At 53.7% G+C, this 16,315-nt stretch carries 17 protein-coding genes and 1 pseudogene; 4 read left to right on the top strand and 14 right to left on the bottom strand.

Annotation, left to right across the window (positions count from 1 at the left end; translation table 11 throughout):
* Nucleotides 1-105: 105 nt before the first annotated feature.
* From HGBM_RS01955 to HGBM_RS26290, 14 genes and pseudogenes are all read right to left on the bottom strand, one after another.
* Nucleotides 106-2,040: an ABC transporter permease gene (locus HGBM_RS01955; RefSeq protein WP_019119422.1), complete on the bottom strand. Its 1,935-nt coding sequence runs from the start codon at nt 2,038-2,040 to the stop codon at nt 106-108.
* Entirely contained in the window at nt 2,015-2,791 is a 777-nt protein-coding gene (locus tag HGBM_RS01950; RefSeq protein ID WP_019119421.1) for an ABC transporter ATP-binding protein, read from the bottom strand. The genes HGBM_RS01955 and HGBM_RS01950 overlap by 26 nt, the downstream gene beginning before the upstream one ends.
* Nucleotides 2,792-2,895: 104 nt before the next feature.
* Nucleotides 2,896-4,002, bottom strand: a complete 1,107-nt coding sequence (locus tag HGBM_RS01945) for a sensor histidine kinase (RefSeq protein WP_019119420.1) — start codon at nt 4,000-4,002, stop codon at nt 2,896-2,898.
* A complete protein-coding gene (locus HGBM_RS01940) occupies nt 3,999-4,712 on the bottom strand; it encodes a response regulator transcription factor (RefSeq protein ID WP_019119419.1) in 714 nt (237 codons plus the stop codon). The genes HGBM_RS01945 and HGBM_RS01940 overlap by 4 nt, the downstream gene beginning before the upstream one ends.
* Nucleotides 4,713-4,815: 103 nt before the next feature.
* Nucleotides 4,816-5,733 (bottom strand): S66 peptidase family protein, encoded by a 918-nt coding sequence (locus tag HGBM_RS01935; protein ID WP_019119418.1) that lies wholly within the window; start codon nt 5,731-5,733, stop codon nt 4,816-4,818.
* 175 nt (nt 5,734-5,908) lie between these two features.
* Nucleotides 5,909-6,079, bottom strand: a complete 171-nt coding sequence (locus HGBM_RS29260; protein ID WP_161604996.1) for a YozQ family protein — start codon at nt 6,077-6,079, stop codon at nt 5,909-5,911.
* Between the two features lie 105 nt (nt 6,080-6,184).
* Nucleotides 6,185-8,317 carry an ATP-dependent Clp protease ATP-binding subunit gene (locus tag HGBM_RS01925; RefSeq protein WP_019119416.1) on the bottom strand — a complete coding sequence of 711 codons (2,133 nt, stop codon included), beginning with the start codon at nt 8,315-8,317 and terminating at the stop codon, nt 6,185-6,187.
* A gap of 205 nt (nt 8,318-8,522) precedes the next feature.
* Nucleotides 8,523-9,164, bottom strand: coding sequence for a DsbA family oxidoreductase (locus HGBM_RS01920; RefSeq protein WP_019119415.1), 642 nt, complete (start codon nt 9,162-9,164; stop codon nt 8,523-8,525).
* A 93-nt stretch (nt 9,165-9,257) separates the two neighbouring features.
* On the bottom strand, nt 9,258-9,485 hold the full coding sequence (locus HGBM_RS01915) for a hypothetical protein (RefSeq protein WP_019119414.1): 228 nt from the start codon (nt 9,483-9,485) through the stop codon (nt 9,258-9,260).
* The gene (locus HGBM_RS31455) at nt 9,482-10,081 is read right to left on the bottom strand and encodes a Ger(x)C family spore germination protein (RefSeq protein WP_245552850.1); all 600 of its coding nucleotides are present in this window, start codon (nt 10,079-10,081) and stop codon (nt 9,482-9,484) included. The genes HGBM_RS01915 and HGBM_RS31455 overlap by 4 nt, the downstream gene beginning before the upstream one ends.
* Entirely contained in the window at nt 10,053-10,673 is a 621-nt protein-coding gene (locus HGBM_RS31450) for a Ger(x)C family spore germination protein (RefSeq protein ID WP_245552849.1), read from the bottom strand. Before HGBM_RS31450 ends, HGBM_RS31455 begins: the two co-directional genes overlap by 29 nt.
* Nucleotides 10,670-11,236: a GerAB/ArcD/ProY family transporter gene (locus HGBM_RS29255; protein ID WP_315969937.1), complete on the bottom strand. Its 567-nt coding sequence runs from the start codon at nt 11,234-11,236 to the stop codon at nt 10,670-10,672. The genes HGBM_RS31450 and HGBM_RS29255 overlap by 4 nt, the downstream gene beginning before the upstream one ends.
* Nucleotides 11,196-11,525 carry a GerAB/ArcD/ProY family transporter gene (locus tag HGBM_RS32205; RefSeq protein WP_026074138.1) on the bottom strand — a complete coding sequence of 110 codons (330 nt, stop codon included), beginning with the start codon at nt 11,523-11,525 and terminating at the stop codon, nt 11,196-11,198. Before HGBM_RS32205 ends, HGBM_RS29255 begins: the two co-directional genes overlap by 41 nt.
* Nucleotides 11,522-12,926 (bottom strand): annotated as a pseudogene (locus HGBM_RS26290) (spore germination protein). Before HGBM_RS26290 ends, HGBM_RS32205 begins: the two are co-directional and overlap by 4 nt.
* A gap of 390 nt (nt 12,927-13,316) precedes the next feature.
* Between HGBM_RS26290 and HGBM_RS01890 the strand changes: the two are divergent.
* Genes HGBM_RS01890 through HGBM_RS32365 form a run of 4 tightly spaced genes read left to right on the top strand, consistent with a single transcriptional unit; the run spans nt 13,317 to nt 16,263 of the window.
* A complete protein-coding gene (locus tag HGBM_RS01890; protein ID WP_019119413.1) occupies nt 13,317-13,697 on the top strand; it encodes a GntR family transcriptional regulator in 381 nt (126 codons plus the stop codon).
* A 4-nt stretch (nt 13,698-13,701) separates the two neighbouring features.
* Nucleotides 13,702-14,415 (top strand): ABC transporter ATP-binding protein, encoded by a 714-nt coding sequence (locus HGBM_RS01885; RefSeq protein ID WP_019119412.1) that lies wholly within the window; start codon nt 13,702-13,704, stop codon nt 14,413-14,415.
* Entirely contained in the window at nt 14,412-15,965 is a 1,554-nt protein-coding gene (locus HGBM_RS01880; protein ID WP_019119411.1) for a hypothetical protein, read from the top strand. Before HGBM_RS01885 ends, HGBM_RS01880 begins: the two co-directional genes overlap by 4 nt.
* A 43-nt stretch (nt 15,966-16,008) precedes the next feature.
* Complete coding sequence (locus tag HGBM_RS32365) at nt 16,009-16,263, top strand: VOC family protein (RefSeq protein WP_081590072.1); 255 nt, start codon at nt 16,009-16,011, stop codon at nt 16,261-16,263.
* Nucleotides 16,264-16,315 lie beyond the last annotated feature (52 nt).

Raw genomic sequence — 16,315 nt, 5'->3', positions numbered from 1 at the left:
AAAGCGAATCATAATTACACAATATGTCGGATTCCTGCTTTCATGCAAAAAAAACCAAGGATGCGCAATACCTGACGCTCCCTTGGTTTTACCTATTTTACCAATTTAGTTTACGAATACTTCGTTTGTAATTTTTTTCATGTACGATCTGCGGGTGACGAAATAGTATGCAGACTGCATGACGATATAGATGGCGACGACCAGCAGGGCATACGGCCAAATATTGCCGCCCAGCAGATTGCTGAGCGATTTCATCGCGAACAGCGTATGAACGATGCCGACGACGCAGGGAATAAAGAAGATCGCGGCAATTTGCGTCGAGACGATCCGGCGGATTTCGGGCAAGGACATGCCGATCCGCACCAGCGCCCGAAACTGCGCCTGGTCATCCTGCAGCTCGGTAAACAATTTGAAAAAGATGATGCTTCCGGAAGCGATGAAAAACAGAAAGCTGACGAATAAGCCGATGAAAAGCGTGAGTGAATTGAATTGATTGATATCCCGATAGTCCTCTACACGGGAACGGAAATACATGCTTTGATCGTCAGGAACCAGCTGCTCGATCTTTTTGACAGTCTCGCCGGTCGATTCCCAATGTTTCAACTCGTAGCCGTAGGCGACTACTTTATAGCTGTCAGGCACCTGGGCCATCATCTCCTGGTATTGCGCATCGTTTAACACCAAGAGGAACGAGGTTGCTTCCATCGGAATGACGACGGCTCCGCTCACTTCTTTGTCCACGACGAGATTCATCCCCATGTTGGCTGCAGAAATCCTGACAGGCTGATTTTCGCGGAAAAAACCTCCTGACATTTCGTGATACGGATAGACAAAAACAGCATGCCCCTTGTCCACCTGCACCTGTGTCGTTCCCTTTACGCGTCTGGCCAATTGATTGTAATCCGTTGCCGAAACAACCAGCACGTCCTGCTGCCAGTTCGGCTTCAGCATGATGCTGACAGGCACTCCGGCCAGTTTTGCCTCGTAGTCGATCTCCACGCCGTCTTGCTGCAGGATCTCTTTTAGTTTCTGCGGATCAATCACCTGATGTTCATGAAGTCCACGCTCGACAAAGCCAATCGTCTGCGGAATGTGCGCCATGATCTGGTCGCGTTGGCTCTGGTTGAAGACGTACATCGTGGCGGAAGCAGTCAGGACGACCGCGCACAAGATCGAGACCATAAAGAGAATGCGGGCATTGTCTTTGATCTTGAAGACGAGCTGCGAGATCGTGAGCAGGTTGGTTCCCCGGTAGTACAGCGGTTTGTTGCGGCTAAGCGAGCGCAGGATGACGACACTGCTCTGCGTAAACAGAAAATAGGTTCCGGTAATGACGAGAAACAGAATAGGCAGCATCACCAGTACGGCATTATTCCCGTTCATTTGAACCGCCAAGGAATACCCGCCGCCGATACATAGAGCGGAAAGCAGGACCAGCCATTTAGAGGCGAGCGGCAGCGATTTCGGCTTTTTTGACTCTTTCAGCAAATCGACAATCTCTGTACGGCCGACCTGGAACAAGGTCATCAACGTGATTGCCTGAAACAGCAGGAAAAAGCAGCCAGCCGTGAACAACAATGCCTTTGGCGGAATGAAAAAGCGAATCGGACTGTCTACCTCCAACAAGACGGCGAGTGCCATAAAAAACAGCTTGCTAAACAGGATGCCCAAACCGATCCCGGTGGTAATCGACAGCAAACTGATGAGCAGGTTCTCGTAGTAAACCATCCGTTTGATCTGGCCGTTGGTCAGCCCGAAGAGCGCCAGAAGGCCAAACTCTTTCTTCCGCGACTTGAGAAACGCAGAGATCGAGTACAGGACGAAGAAAAACGAAAAGATCATGATGATGTATTCGCAGGCTGTCATCCCGGTGCGAACCTTGGCTCCTCCTCGGATGTGTCCATTGATCACATCCGGGTGAAAGATAAAGGCTGCATAGATAAAAAACAGGGTAACAGAGAAGACGCTGCTCAAAAAGAAGGCGCTGTACTGATGCCAGTTTCCTCTTATATTCTTAAACGCGAGTTGGTGAAACTTCATCAAAATTCCCTCCCAACACGCTCAGTGCATCCAGGATTTGCTGGAAAAAAGCTTGGCGGTTCGTACCGCGGCGGATTTCCGAGAAAAACTTCCCGTCCTTGATAAAAATGATGCGCCGACAGTAACTCGCGGCAAACGGATCGTGGGTCACCATCATGATCGTCGCATTCATCTGCTCATTTAGTTGGCGCAGCGACTCCATCACGTCTTTGGCTGCCTTCGAGTCAAGGTTCCCCGTGAGCTCATCAGCAAGCAAAATGGAGGGCCGATGAATGATCGCCCTGGCGATCGCCGCCCGCTGCTTTTGACCGCCCGAGACTTCATACGTCCTCTTGGCCAGGATGTGCTCGATGCCCAGCAGCTGCGCACACTCCTGCAGGCGCGACTCCATTTCCCGCACGTCCATTTTCTCCAGTACGAGCGGCAGCAAGATGTTTTCTTTGATCGACAAGGTATCGAGCAGGTTGAAATCCTGAAAGATAAAGCCCAGCTCGCGCCTTCGGAACAAAGCCAGCTGTTTGTTTTTCAGCTTCGTCGGGTTGGTGCCGTTGATCTCGATGTGGCCGGAAGTCGGCTTGTCAATCGTGGCGAGAATGTTGAGCAAGGTGGTTTTTCCACTGCCGGACGGGCCCATGACACCGACAAATTCCCCGGGGTGAACCTCCAGATTGATATCCTCCAATGCCTTGTAAGAGACATTCCCCTTCGAACTGTATATCTTGGTTACAGATTGAGCCAGCAATACGCTCATGACTGATTCCTCCCATTTTTGATGGTAGCCTCAGTATAAGTCTGGAGAAGGGTAGCAAGACATCGATTTCCCTTTCAATTCGGCGCATAAACCTTACAATTTTGTCACCTGTCTTCCAGGAATGGCATCCGGTGCAGGGAATTAGCAGCGAAATGGATCGTGACGGTCGTACCCTCCCCCGGTACGGACTGCAGCTCGAGCCGGTGCCCGAGGCGGCTGCAGATCTGCTTGGCCAGATACAAGCCCATACCTGTCGACTCCGGATAAAGCCGGCCGTTCTCACCGGTGAAAAACGGATCGAACACCCTTGGCTGATCTTGTTCCGCGATGCCGATTCCCTCATCGATCACCCGCAGCCTGCAGCCTTGGCCTGCTTGCTCCACCGCGATCAGAAGCTGTTTGTTCCCCGGCTTGTCCCGGGAGTATTTAAGCGCATTGGTAACCAGTTGATTGAGGACAAAGCTCAGCCACTTCTCGTCGGTTGCGACGGTCTGCTCGTCGCCGGTAACTTTTGGGTAGATGGACCAGCGTATGCAGGCCTTTTTGTACCGGTTGACGACCCTGCGTACCAGCTGCAGCAGGTCCAGTTGTTTGACGTGCAGATCAAGCTCAAACTTGTCCAAGCGGGCTGTATGCAGCATCATCTCCAGTCCATAGGTGATTCGTTCGTTTTCCTCCCGAATGCTCTGCAGCAAATCCTGTACCTGCGGCGCCGGCTGCAGTTCCTTAGACTGTTGAATCAGCAGATCGATGACGGAGACCGGCGTTTTCATCTGGTGGACCCACTGGTTGGTAAAGTCGTGATGAAAATCCTGCTGCTTTCGGTACTGCGTGAGTTTGCTCATGAAGTCCATGTGCTGATCCTGTAAAATCTGCAGCAAAACCTGCTGCTCATGCGTGATTCCCCGCTGAATGCGGGTGATTGCCTCCATGTCCGGCTTGGGATCGGACAGGACGCTGTTTACGCTGCGGTAAAAGGCTTTTTGTCTGAGATAATCCCAGAAAAGCCCTGTCAGGAGCCCGGCCAGCACCAGAATGAGCATGTACAGCAGGCTGTCCCAGCCGGTATAGTTGCGCTGCCGCAGCATATCGAGGAAGATGACCAGCAGTACGAGGGCAAACGAGCCGGTGAACGATATCAGAAACAAACTCCTGTCGCGCAAAAAATGCCTGAGCGTAAGTCCGTGCTTTTCCTTGTTCGGTTCCCTCATCTCGCTTCACCCTGCTGCGACCAGGTGACGTTCAGCCGGTACCCTTGGCCGCGGATGGTCTCGATCGCTTTTGTGATGCCGATTTCCTCCAGCTTCTTGCGAACGCGGGTCACATTGACGGTCAAGGTATTGTCATCGACAAACTGCACATCATCCCAAAGCGCCTCCAAAAGTTCCTCCCTGGAGACGATCTGCCCGACTCTCGTACACAGGATGTCGATCAACAGCGATTCGTTTTTGCTCAATACCGTCTGCCTGCCATTCCATTGAAGCAGGTACTTGGAACGGTCAAACGTAAGGCCCATGACGTCCACCTCATCCCGCTGGGCTGCCGCGGCGGCGTATTCCCCGTATGCCCTGCGAAGGGCGCTCTTGATCTTGGCCATCAGCAGATCCAGGTTGAACGGCTTGGTAATATAATCGTCTCCGCCGTTTTCGATCGCCATCACCTGGTCCATCTCTCCCACCCTCGCCGATAAGAAAAGAATCGGGACGTTGGAAATCGTGCGAATCTGCCGACACCAGTAAAACCCGTCAAACTGGGGAAGGTTGATATCGAGCAGCACCAGATCCGGCTTGTGGGCGGCGAATTCTTGCTTGATATCGTGGAACTGTTCGGCCCTGATCACTTGGTATCCGTATTTTCCGACGTAATTCATGAGGATGGCGGCAATTTTGTCATCATCCTCGACAATGAGAATGCGATACATAACATTCCCTCCATATGACAAATCCTGTTCTACGATTATAGCAAATCACCCCGCCGTGAGAGGACGAAAAAAAATCCTGCACGGGACATGCAGGACGGGTCCATCAGCTATCAAAGAGACTTTCCAAAATCGTCAAGCTGCCTGCCGTTGCATCCAAACCGGCCAGTACCCCCAGCGGCAAAGCGAGGTTTCTTTCTCCATGGCCGACCTGCAGATTGTAGATCGTCGGCTTTCGGAAAGGAGCGATGATATTGTGGAACAGGTTGACCACAGAAAAACTGTCGGGTTCCTTCGGCTCGCACTCTTCCCAGGTGCCGAGGACGATGCCCTCCGCCTCCGCAAACTTTCCGGCCAGCGCAAGCTGTGTCAGCATGCGGTCGACTCGATACGGTTCTTCGCCGACATCTTCGATGAACAGGATTTTCCCTCTTGTATCGATTTCATAGGGTGTCCCCATCGCAGCTGTAATCAGCGAAAGGTTTCCCCCGACGACCTGGCCCTGACATCTCCCCGGCACCAAGGTAACGGTCTGTGCTTCCGGATGGACGATCTGGCCCAGCGGTGCCGCCTGGGTCAACGCCCGCAGCCAAAACTCCCGGGAATGATCGTCCAGCTTGCAGCGGGTCATCGGTCCGTGGAGAGTGGCCAGCTCCGCCTTCTTCTGAAAGGCGATGTGCAGTGCCGTGATGTCGCTGTAGCCCACAAACAATTTGGGATGATCGGCGATTACGCGATAATCGAGCAGGTGCAGGATCTGCGGCGTACCATACCCTCCCCGCAAGCAGATCATTCCGTCCACGTCCGGATCGGTAAACATCCTCATCAGTTCTTTTGCCCGGTTTTCCGGCGTTCCCGCCAAATAGCCTCCATACGTCTGATAACAGCACTCTCCCGTTTTTACTTTGAAGCCGTACCCCTCCAGCCGCTTTTTCGCCGCTTCGACCTTGGGAAGCTGATCGGGACTGGAAGGAGCCGGGACGCCGATGGTGTCCCCCGGTTTTAATACTTTCCCCTTGCGCATGTCACACCCCGCCTTTCTTCGCTCACGGACTTGTATCAACTTGATGCCATCAGGAAACGCGAATCTCCTGCTCAATTCACAAGATTAGGAATACAAAGACCCACTCATTATACCATCTAACATATCTGTTTGCTAAAAAAACCGATCATCCCGCCTCGGGACCATCGGCTAACCACTATTGCAGTTTATTGTCTATCGTGCCTTCCTTGTACATGTCGCTCACCAGTTGATGCGTTTCGGCAAGACCCCGTGAGACGTTACCGGAATGGGAGCGATCCGCCGGTTGGTAGGTCGTATCAGCCAATTCCTCGCTTTGCTCGGCTGAAAGTGCGTGCTTTTTTTCCAACATCCTGCATCCTCCTCGCTTCTTTCGTCGAGGTTATTCTGCTCTACTCCTGCCGCTGCTATGCAAAAACCACCAACGCTGCCGTTGGTGGTCGGAACATCTCCTTTATTTTACTTTCTCTACGGCAATGCGGTCTTCGCTGGCGTCCACCTTGATCATCGAGATTGCTTCCTCTTCCATGATCAAATCGGCGATCCCGTCTTCGACGTATTCTTGAATCACGCGGCGCAGGGGACGGGCACCAAATGACGGGTTGTAACCCAGCTCCGCCAATCTGCGTTTGGCCGCATTTGTTACCTGCAGCTCGATTCCCTGCTCTTTTACGCTTTGCACCACATCGTCCAGCATCAAGTCGACGATTTTCAGCAGGTCGCCCTCGGCCAATTGCTGGAACGGAATAATCCCGTCAAAGCGGTTCAGAAACTCTGGTTTGAAGTACGCGCCCAGCGACTCGCTGACCGGACGGGCTTTTGGCGCCTGGCCGTTGAAGCCGAGAGGATTTTTCTTCTCCGCCATTCCGGCATTGCTGGTCATGATGATCACCGTATCCTGGAAGCTGACGGTCCGTCCCTGGCTGTCGGTCAGGCGACCGTCGTCCAGGATCTGCAGGAAGATATGCTGCACATCCGGGTGGGCCTTTTCGATCTCATCGACGAGCACGATGCTGTACGGATTCCGGCGCACCCGCTCGGTCAGTTGGCCCGCTTCTTCATGGCCGACGTAGCCGGGCGGAGAGCCAATCAGTTTGGAGACAGAGTGTTTTTCCATGTATTCACTCATGTCGAGCCGGATCATCGCATCACGTGTCCCGAACAGCTCCTCTGCCAGGCATTTGGACAGCTCCGTCTTCCCGACGCCAGTCGGTCCGACGAACAGGAACGAGGCGATCGGCCGATTCTTCGGCTTCAATCCGGCACGGCTGCGGCGGATCGCTTTGGCCACCTTTTCCACCGCTTCGGGCTGTCCGATGATGCGCTCAGACAAGCGCTCCGGCAGATGCTTCATCTTCTGCTGTTCCGCCTGCTGCAATTTGCGCACGGGAATCCCGGTTTTTATTTCGATGATTTCCTGGATGTCCTCTACGCTCACATCTGGCTGCGCTGCCTCCTCCGCCGCCTGCAATTGAGCCTGCAGCGCCAACTCTTCGTCCCGCCATTTTGCCGCGCTCTCGTAGTCCTCCCGCTTCGTCGCTTTTTCCTTCTCAGCTGCCGCCTGTTCGCATTTTCGGCGGATCTCGTCTGCATGGGAAGCGGCACTCCGCAGGTTTACCTTGGAGCCTACTTCGTCGAGCAAGTCGATCGCCTTATCCGGCAGGAAGCGGTCAGGAATATACCGGTGCGACAACCCCACGCAGGCGCGGAGCACCTCGTCGGAGTAGCGAACGTTGTGGAACGCCTCGTATTTGGAACGGATGCCCTTCAGGATCTCGAAAGCTTCTTCCAGGCTGGGCTCCTTGACGATGACGGGTTGGAAGCGGCGCTCCAGGGCCGCGTCTTTTTCGATCAAGCGGTATTCCTTCAGCGTCGTTGCCCCGATCACCTGCAGCTCGCCGCGGGCGAGGGCGGGTTTTAAGATGTTGCCTGCATCGATTGAACCTTGGGCAGAGCCTGCTCCTACCAGCAGGTGAATCTCGTCAATGAAGAGAATCACATTTTTGCGCTGCTGCAGTTCGGCGATGACCTGCTTGATTTTTTCCTCAAACTGACCGCGGATGCCGGTGCCGGCGACCAGGGAGGAGACGTCCAGCGTGAAAACCACTTTGTTCAGCAGCTTGGCAGGTACCTTCCCTTCGGCGATTCGCAGCGCCAATCCTTCTGCAATCGCTGTTTTCCCGACGCCTGGCTCACCGATCAGGACGGGATTGTTTTTGTTGCGGCGGTTTAAGATTTCGATTACCCTCTCCACTTCTTCATCGCGTCCGATGACCGGGTCAATCAAGCCGGCGCGGGCGGCGTGGCTAAGATCGCGTCCTACCTCTTCAAGGATGCCGGTCGATTGGCGGACGCCGGGCATTTCACTCTGGTCCGGCTTCCCGCCCGAGACAAATGGGAAGTCACGGAAGAACATGTCGCTCATGGAGGAAATGCCTCCAAGCGGCCCAAATCCAAACGGCACGCTCATGCCAGTTCCAAGTTTTTGGTAGCATTCTTCACACAGATGCAGTTTTTGTTTTTTCTGGTTGATTTGTACGTTTAGCTGTATATTGGCCGTTCTTTTCTTGCACTGTTGGCATAACATGGTTGCTATACCTCCTGTCAATGGTAAAGTGGTTTGATCAAATTTGACTTTGACTATCTTTGATTATAATTTGACCTTCTTTGACTTTCAACAGGAAATAAATGGATGATGATGGTTCGCTCCATTTTTTTCGGTTTCTCGCTGCTTGTATTCTTTAGATGGCATGAAAAAAACCGCGAGCCATGTCGCGGGAGAAAAGACTTATCTAGATTCCCTGTTCTTTTTCGCGAGAGCTGACCTTGCGGAACGCCTTGAGGAACGTTTCCACCGGGTGGGCGCCGGACAGTGCCAATTGGCTGTCGATGACAAAAAACGGAACGCCCGAGATCTGCAGTTGGCGGGCGTATTCGACGTCTTGCTCGATCTCCTCCTGCTTGGCGCCGCTCTGAATCAACGCTTTTACCTCATTTCCGTCCATTCCCTGCTGCTCTGCTATCTTCGCCAGCACATCCAGCTCCCCGATATCGAGGCCATCCTCAAAGTGTGCCTGGTAGATGGCATCGACGACTGCGCCGGTCTTCTCTTCCGGTGCAAGTTTGATCAACCGGTGTGAAGCCAGCGTATTCGGCTTCTTGTCCACGCGGTCAAAGCGGAAAGTCAACCCGGAAGCGGCGCCTGCAGCCGTCACATGCTCGAGCATCCGGTCGAGAGCATGCGGGCTTCCTGCCACAGCCAACATCGCCTTGCGGAAAGGAAGCCCTGCCTCTGGCGTGTTCGGGTCCAGCATGTACGACCGGTAGCGAATGGATACCGGTTCCCCGCTCCACTCATGCAGAGCGTCAAACAGGTGCTTCTTGCCAATCCGACACCACGGACAGATGGTGTCTTGAAAGATCTCGATGATCATATAGGAATCGCTCCTCTCGCCTTTTGGCCAATCTTTGTCTAGTGTACAGCAAAATCACTTAAATAGTAAGTTGATCACTTAATGTAAGTGCTGTTATTTTTCCAGCAGCTTGCCCAAGGGTTTATATAGTTTGTCTATAACTTGTGACGGTCCGGGCAAGTTCGGGTACATGACCAACAAAATGGCAAGCGCCCATCCGATCACCGTCAGGACGGCAAAAGCCCGCTTCTCCCTTTTCATCCCGTGCCGCAGCTTCGGCCACTCAAAGAGAAACAGGATCAGTGCGACGGCGGTGATTCCCAGCACCGAAGCTGCCTTCACTCTATTTTCACCTCTTTTTTTGGCATATCCGCCTGCTCGGTTATGAGTCCCGGTCGGCGCACCCTCACTTTTACCCGAATATTTACCTTGACCTGCGGAAACACCTCGTCCCAGCGATCCTTCACCTCGTCCCATTCCTTGGGATACTTCCGGTGAAAAGCCTTCCCGAAGCCGAAAATATCCGCCTTCATTTTTTTCTGAGCCTGGGAAAGCACCATCTTTACGCGATTCTTGATGTCTTCCTCTATTTGCTTCTCCAATCGTCCGGTAATTTTAGGATTGCTCGTATCGAGTTTGGTCGTGTTCTGCACGATGTCATCTTCTGTTTCAACCTTGAGGGTAATCCTCCACTTGTCATCTTTTATTTGCAAAATGATTTCCGTCGAGCTTCGCAGCAGCATCATCGAGACGAAACCCTTCGCCTCTTTTGGAGCAATCGTAACCGTGGGTGACTTGATTTCGTTCCGCAGCCAAAGGAGTCCCCTTGTCAACTTGTCGTCCAAAAATCCGACCAGCTTGTCTTTCTTAAAGACGGCCGATCCTTTTTCAAACGCAATCGTCTTCTTTTCATCTTGGCTTTCTTCGGGCGGAAGCATGATGATTCTCGGGGCTGCTGCCGCCCAGGGTATCGCTTGTCAGCATTTGGGCCAAATCCTTAATCGTCACCTTCATGCCGATCTGGAGCTTCGCCAGCTCTCTCAGCACATCCGCTATGTTCCTTTCCAGCGGAGGGTTGAGACTTAAAATCTCCCTGGCAGTATCTCTGCTGATAAACACAAAAGCCCGCTCACGGGTCTGCGGGTGCCGCAGCAGGAAGTCGATATGCGGGCGAATGCCTTCCTTCGCCAGCTTCTCGTCAATAATAAAAACATCGTTATGTCCCCAGAAGATCTTGCGCGGAAACTCTTCCTGCAGTTTCGCCATCGCCTCAGCGATGGTCACCCCTACTGCAGACCTGACCAATGTCTGCGGAGCCGTACCGCCGCCGCCGCCTTCTCCCAATCCGCCTGGTCCGGTCCCCGCGGCTTTTGGGATAAACACTTGAACCGACAGTTCGATGGTCTTTCCCGCTTTTTTATCCACGCCTGCGGCTGTGACGATAGCCAAATCGTTCACTTCTTTTCGATCCCAGCATCCGGTCAGCAGCAATACCGTATGGCAAACAAGGAGAATCTGGAGGAGCTTCATCCTTGTATTCCTCCCCTGCGCCGCCGCTTTTTCTCCCGCATCAAAGCGATTGCCAGCAAAACCAGAGGGATGACGATTTGGAACGTCAAGAGAAGAAACGGCAGTGATGTGCTGATCAGGTAAGTCAGCTGCTGCAGGGTTGGCCCCGTCCAGACGCTGAAGATGACCAGCAGCAAGCCGAGCGGAAGCACGATGGGACGGTAGTCTGAAAGCTCCAGCCATTGCCCGGCAGCAAGTGCAAGCACGTAATAAAGCACAGTGATTTTGACAAACGCGCCTGTTACCCAAATCGCCATCACCACCGACTCCACATGCTCAAAAAAATCGGCGAGGCTGACATAGCGGACTGCTACAATAAATGGGTAAACAATACCCGGTGTGATACTGCCGAACAAGAAGAGGATGACGATATTTTCGATTACCAGAAAAAGTAAAACAACGAAAACAGAAATCATTCCCCACCTGATCCCGTTGACCCGGTCAGTCAGGTAAGGAAGCATGAACGAAATGACGACATACTCACTAAACCAGGCCTGCAGGACAACTGACCCCTTGAGCGACATACAAAAAATAGAGCACGTAGCAGAAGCCGAGGATTTTTCCCGGGATCTGCCCCAGGATGGATTCGCTGTATTCAATCAGCGTCTGCTTCGGGTAAAGCTTGTTCAACCGGCAGACGGTATAAACAGTCAATAACCCCATCGCGGAGCCCCACACAGGTGAGATCCACATATCCCTGCCTGCGTGCTTCGAGGTCAGCGACGGCAGCAGCAGCAGCGCCGTGACCAGTATGGTCGGCAGCATCAAGAGACCCATTTGGAATGCCGAGATTCGACCTTTTTCAATCGTCATTGTTCATCACCTTTGCCAGGTCCCGGCTTCTGTCCGGCTGACTGTCGATGTTTGTTGATTTCTCCGGTCAAGTGGGGGCGCCTGTCCAGCTTCCACCATGGAGCCCGCACGAATGCGTCCTTCATTTCCATCAGTTTAAACGGTGCCAGTGGCGTCAAGTAGGGAATGCCAAAAGAACGCAGCTTGCAAAGGTGAACAACGATGGCCACAACCGCCAGCATAATCCCGAGCAATCCAAGTGTTCCTGCCATCAGCATGATCGGGAAGCGCAGCATCCTCAGGGCGATCCCGGCGTTGTAGCGAGGAAGCATAAATGACGCGACCCCCGTGAGCGCCACGACCATCACCATGGGAGAAGAAACCAGTCCGGCTGCGGTGGCCGCCTGACCAATTACGAGACCGCCGACAATACTGACGGCGGGACCTACCTGCTTCGGAAGCCTGATCCCCGCTTCCCGCAGCGCTTCAAAAATAAATTCCATGATAAACGCCTCAACGAGCGCCGGAAACGGAATCTCTTCCCGAGACCTGGCGATGCTGAGCAGCAGGGAAGTCGGAATCATCTCTTGATGATAAGTCAGGATTGCCACGTAAACAGAAGGAGCCAGCATGGCTCCGAAGCCAGCGAATCGCCGTGCTGACGAGGTAATCCTGGTAGTAATCCTCCGGTGACTGCAGCAGCGAAAAAAAGGATGCGGGAGCGATCAGGGAAAAAGGAGTGCCATCTACCAAGATGGCCACACGCCCCTCCAACAGGTTGGCGGCGACGACGTCAGGCCGCTCTGTCACGATCATTTGGGGGAAGGGAGTATACCGGTTGTCCGAGATCAACTCCTCGATATAGCGGCTTTCCAATACACCGTCGATGTCGATCCGGTTTACCCGGGTGACAACCTCCCTTATCAGGGTTTTGTCCGCGATCCCCTCCATATAGGCGATCACGATCTGGGTTTGGGTGTAGCGCCCTGTTTTCAGCGATTTTATTTTCAACGCCGGCGTCCTGATCTTCCGCCGCAGCAAAGAGGTATTCACCTCCAGCGTTTCCGTAAACCCCTCGCGCGGTCCGCGGACGACCGATTCGGCATCCGGCGATTCTACTCCCCGTCCTTCCCACTTGGCCAATCCGAGCGAAATGGCGCGGCTTTCCTGATCAATCAGGAGAACCGGATTTCCGGCTGTAATCTGTTCGATCACCTCGCCGGTCTTCTTCAATTCTTTGCTGTTGGACACCGTGATTTTCCGCTTGCTGAGCGCTAACAGGGAACAGCCCTGCCACTCGCCTTGCTCAGGATCTGGCGCATCCTCTGCGGTGAGCGGAGCAAGGACGTGCCGGTCGATCAGCCCCGTATTGGACAAGCCTTGGATATAGATCAGGCAAGCCTTTCTCTGTCCAAAAATCATAAATGTATGAAAGATGACGTCCGTACTGTCGGAAAAAATGGAGGTAAAGTCTTGCAAATTCCCATGTAAACGGGCGGACAGAGGTTTTTGCTGTCCGGCTGGCAGCGGTGGCTTTTGATTGGATTTTTTCTGCTGATGGGACCGTAAGCGCTGCTTGAGAGAACCTTTGAAAAAAATCCATGGCTTATCCCCTTGCATCAGTATCTGGATGGGCTGTGACTGCATAAGAAGCTTTTTTATCCATTTTTGCTAAAACACAGGAGAACTATACTCTTGAGTCGCCGCAGCTTCTCCACAGATCCCCTCTTGAAGTGTATGGCGACATGTCGTACACTTACATAGTGTACGGCGAGTATCCATACACTTCACACTTGCGAGGTGAGCCTATGCATGGACTCTTTTTGGAATCCTGAACATTTTCGGATTGATCCGTCACGCCCGCTCTACGAACAATTTGTCGAGCAGATTCGGGCTGATATTGCCCGCGGGGTGCTGGGGCCGGGCACGCGGCTTCCGTCTGTGCGCGAATTGGCCTCCGCGATTCGCGTGAATCCCACCACGATTATGCGAACCTATCAGGAATTGGAGCGAAGCAAGCTGATCGTCACTTTTCGGGGACAAGGCACTTTTGTGACGGAAAGGATAGACGTTATTCAAGCATGCAAACGGGCTATGGCAAAAGACGCCGTGCAAAAACTGCGGGAAGTGGCCGAATCGATCGGACTCACGTTGGAAGAGCTGCTTGATCTGGCCAAAAAGGAGGAGGATTGAGGAGATGAACATCGGAGCGAAAGCAAAACAGGCGATCGACTGCCGCCAGGTATCCTTGCGGCGGGGCAAAAAGGAAATTTTGCGAGAGGTGACGTTCACCGTTGGACACGGGCAAATCGCCGGGCTGCTAGGCCCCAACGGTGCCGGGAAATCCACGCTGCTGCGGATTTTGACGGGACTGCTGGAGCCTACCTCGGGAGAAGTCCGTTTGTTCGGCCAACCTGCCGGCATCTCCTCGCTTCGGCAACTCGCTTTTTTACCGGACAGGGAAAGCTTGCCCCACTGGCTGTCAGCTGCCGATTGGCTGTTTTTCTCGGAAGGGATCTACCCGGACTGGGATCCGCAGAAGGCCGCGTATTTGACCGATCGGCTGTCGATCAAACTGGGTACGCGCATCTCCGACCTGTCGCGGGGAGAAGAAGCCAGACTGCAGCTGCTAACCTGCCTGGCCCGGAAGGCTCCGCTCGTCATCCTGGATGAACCCTTTACCGGTGTGGACCTGATTTCGCGTGAGCAAATCGCTTCCACGATCATTTCCGACCTTGCCGATGGAGAACGCACCTTTCTGATCGCCACCCATGACATCCGGGAAATGGAGAACCTGTTTGACCGGCTCATCCTGATCGGCGGAGGGCAAATCCAGGCCGTGGACGATGTAGAGGAACTAAGAACGGCTGGAAAATCAGTCGAATCACGCTACAGGGAAGTGTTCTCATGAGGTATATAGCAAAGCTTGGCTTGCTGGAACTCAGCTATTTTCGTTCCTGGCTGCCGGTTGCCTCCCAAAACAAGAAGAAGGTTGTCGCTGCGCTGCTCCTGCTGCTTATGGCGAGCCTGTACATGTTCCGTCGGGTGGAAGATGCGGAGAGGTACTTTGCCAACGGGATCGGGTTCATCTGGTTTGGACTGTTTGCCATAGGTTTGATCCGTATGGCGGTCAGCTCCAGTGATGGTCGGCGGGAATGGTGGTTGGCCCTGCCCCATTCGCGGTCTGCGCTCGTGCTGGGGAAAGCACTTGGCTTATTCCTCTTCGGTCTCAACGTCATCCTGTGCATCCAGCTTGTCTCGCTTGGTCACTACGTCATTGCCAGTTCCCTTCAGTGGATGACGCCAGTCGACCCGCCTGCCCTGCTGCAAATCATCGGCGGTTCTCTTCTGATCGCAGTATTTGGACTCCCCGTGATTGTTGGCATGTCCTTGCTTTCGCTGGTTTTTCAAGTGGGCTGGGCCAGGTTGGGCCAGGGGATCCTGTTTGTGCTGCTGCCGCTTGTCATGGTTGGGTGGACGATCGCTACATTTTTCTTCAAGCCGCTGCAGCACTTCTTTGCCACCCTGCTTATCCTTGTCGGCATCGGCTGGCCGCTCGCCGCTATATGCCTGTGGCTGGCTGCCTCGGTCGGACTGAAACGGCTGGGCCGCGCCAGATTTCAAAACGGCAATCCGGCGCAATCAAAAGGCTCTCGTCCGGTACGCGCGGGCAGACGCCAACCGCTCAGTCCCTTTTGGTCGCTCGTCGCCCTTGAGCGGCAAAAATACCGCTGCCTCGGGCCTCAGGCGCTGCGAAAGACCAAGCTGATTGTCTACCCGATCATGATCGGCCTTGTCTTCCTGGGGTACGGGATGGGAACTTTGCCGCAAGACCTGGTACAAGGTCAACTCCAATTGTTTCTGTTGGCTTACTTTTTCATCGTCGTTTTTTCCTTTCGGTGCATGAATGCCGATCCGCGAAAAGACTGGAGCCAGTGGTGGCTGTCCTTTCCCCACTCGCGCATGAAACTCCTGGGAAGCCGGTTGTTCGCTTTCTTGTCGGCCATGCTGTCCTATTTTGTTGCCGGAATGCTGTGCCTGTGGGCGGGTATCGCCATTCATGCTTGGTTTTTGCCCATTCCAGCAGGCGAACTGCCGACGATTCTCAGTATTGCTGCCCATGCCGCGCTCCTTGTCATGACAGCAGTCGTCATCCATGTCACTATCTTGCAAATAGCTAGTATCACCTATCGGCACCCGGCGATGTATATCGTTGTTCTGCCCATGTTCATTAGCCATTTGCTCGGTTTTCAATTGCTGGACGATTGGCTTCTTTCCGGCCGCAAGAGAGATGATATGATGGCAAGCGGCCTTCCGCCAGACTTCTGGAATCATTACTTCACCCTGCTGGCTGCGGGGCTGCCGCTGGCTGCACTCTGTTTCTGGCTGGGCGCCAGATACCTCAACGGCCACGCGACTTCCCGATCTGCCAATTTGTTCATGAGGAAGTGGAAAAGCTGACTTTACTTCAGAAAGAAGGCAATCCTAGGAAAGGGAAAATCTACTGCAGCTCTTTCAGGTATCACCCGGCGGAGGGTATGGCAGCCCCGACTGGGCGGAACTGGTCGGGAAGCATACCGGATACGTCTTCTACTGCGAGGACATCCAGATAACGTATGAAGAACTCTCGGACAAAGGCGTCCGGTTCACCGTCCCACCCCAAAAGCAGGACTGGGGCGGTGTGGAAGGAACGTTTGTCGATCCGGACGGCAATGGCTTTGAACTGGTGGAACAGCCCAAAATTCGCGTCATGAAATAAGTCGGGGCGTCCCCGTAAGCCCGCGCTTGTGGCTATGGGGTCGCCCTCCTTT

The sequence above is a fragment of the Brevibacillus massiliensis genome (assembly GCF_000311785.1).
GTDB classification, from domain to species: Bacteria; Bacillota; Bacilli; order Brevibacillales; family Brevibacillaceae; genus Brevibacillus_C; species Brevibacillus_C massiliensis.
This window is presented reverse-complemented; position numbering and strand designations above follow the sequence as displayed.

Bases quoted from the DNA above. Each gene is read 5' to 3' on its own strand.
- HGBM_RS01955 (WP_019119422.1), bottom strand. From the start codon at position 2,040: ATGAAGTTTCACCAACTCGCGTTTAAGAATATAAGAGGAAACTGGCAT.
- HGBM_RS01950 (WP_019119421.1), bottom strand. From the start codon at position 2,791: ATGAGCGTATTGCTGGCTCAATCTGTAACCAAGATATACAGTTCGAAG.
- HGBM_RS01945 (WP_019119420.1), bottom strand. From the start codon at position 4,002: ATGAGGGAACCGAACAAGGAAAAGCACGGACTTACGCTCAGGCATTTT.
- HGBM_RS01940 (WP_019119419.1), bottom strand. From the start codon at position 4,712: ATGTATCGCATTCTCATTGTCGAGGATGATGACAAAATTGCCGCCATC.
- HGBM_RS01935 (WP_019119418.1), bottom strand. From the start codon at position 5,733: ATGCGCAAGGGGAAAGTATTAAAACCGGGGGACACCATCGGCGTCCCG.
- HGBM_RS01925 (WP_019119416.1), bottom strand. From the start codon at position 8,317: ATGTTATGCCAACAGTGCAAGAAAAGAACGGCCAATATACAGCTAAAC.
- HGBM_RS01920 (WP_019119415.1), bottom strand. From the start codon at position 9,164: ATGATCATCGAGATCTTTCAAGACACCATCTGTCCGTGGTGTCGGATT.
- HGBM_RS31455 (WP_245552850.1), bottom strand. From the start codon at position 10,081: ATGCTTCCGCCCGAAGAAAGCCAAGATGAAAAGAAGACGATTGCGTTT.
- HGBM_RS31450 (WP_245552849.1), bottom strand. From the start codon at position 10,673: ATGAAGCTCCTCCAGATTCTCCTTGTTTGCCATACGGTATTGCTGCTG.
- HGBM_RS29255 (WP_315969937.1), bottom strand. From the start codon at position 11,236: ATGTCGCTCAAGGGGTCAGTTGTCCTGCAGGCCTGGTTTAGTGAGTAT.
- HGBM_RS32205 (WP_026074138.1), bottom strand. From the start codon at position 11,525: ATGACGATTGAAAAAGGTCGAATCTCGGCATTCCAAATGGGTCTCTTG.
- HGBM_RS01890 (WP_019119413.1), top strand. From the start codon at position 13,317: ATGGACTCTTTTTGGAATCCTGAACATTTTCGGATTGATCCGTCACGC.
- HGBM_RS01885 (WP_019119412.1), top strand. From the start codon at position 13,702: ATGAACATCGGAGCGAAAGCAAAACAGGCGATCGACTGCCGCCAGGTA.
- HGBM_RS01880 (WP_019119411.1), top strand. From the start codon at position 14,412: ATGAGGTATATAGCAAAGCTTGGCTTGCTGGAACTCAGCTATTTTCGT.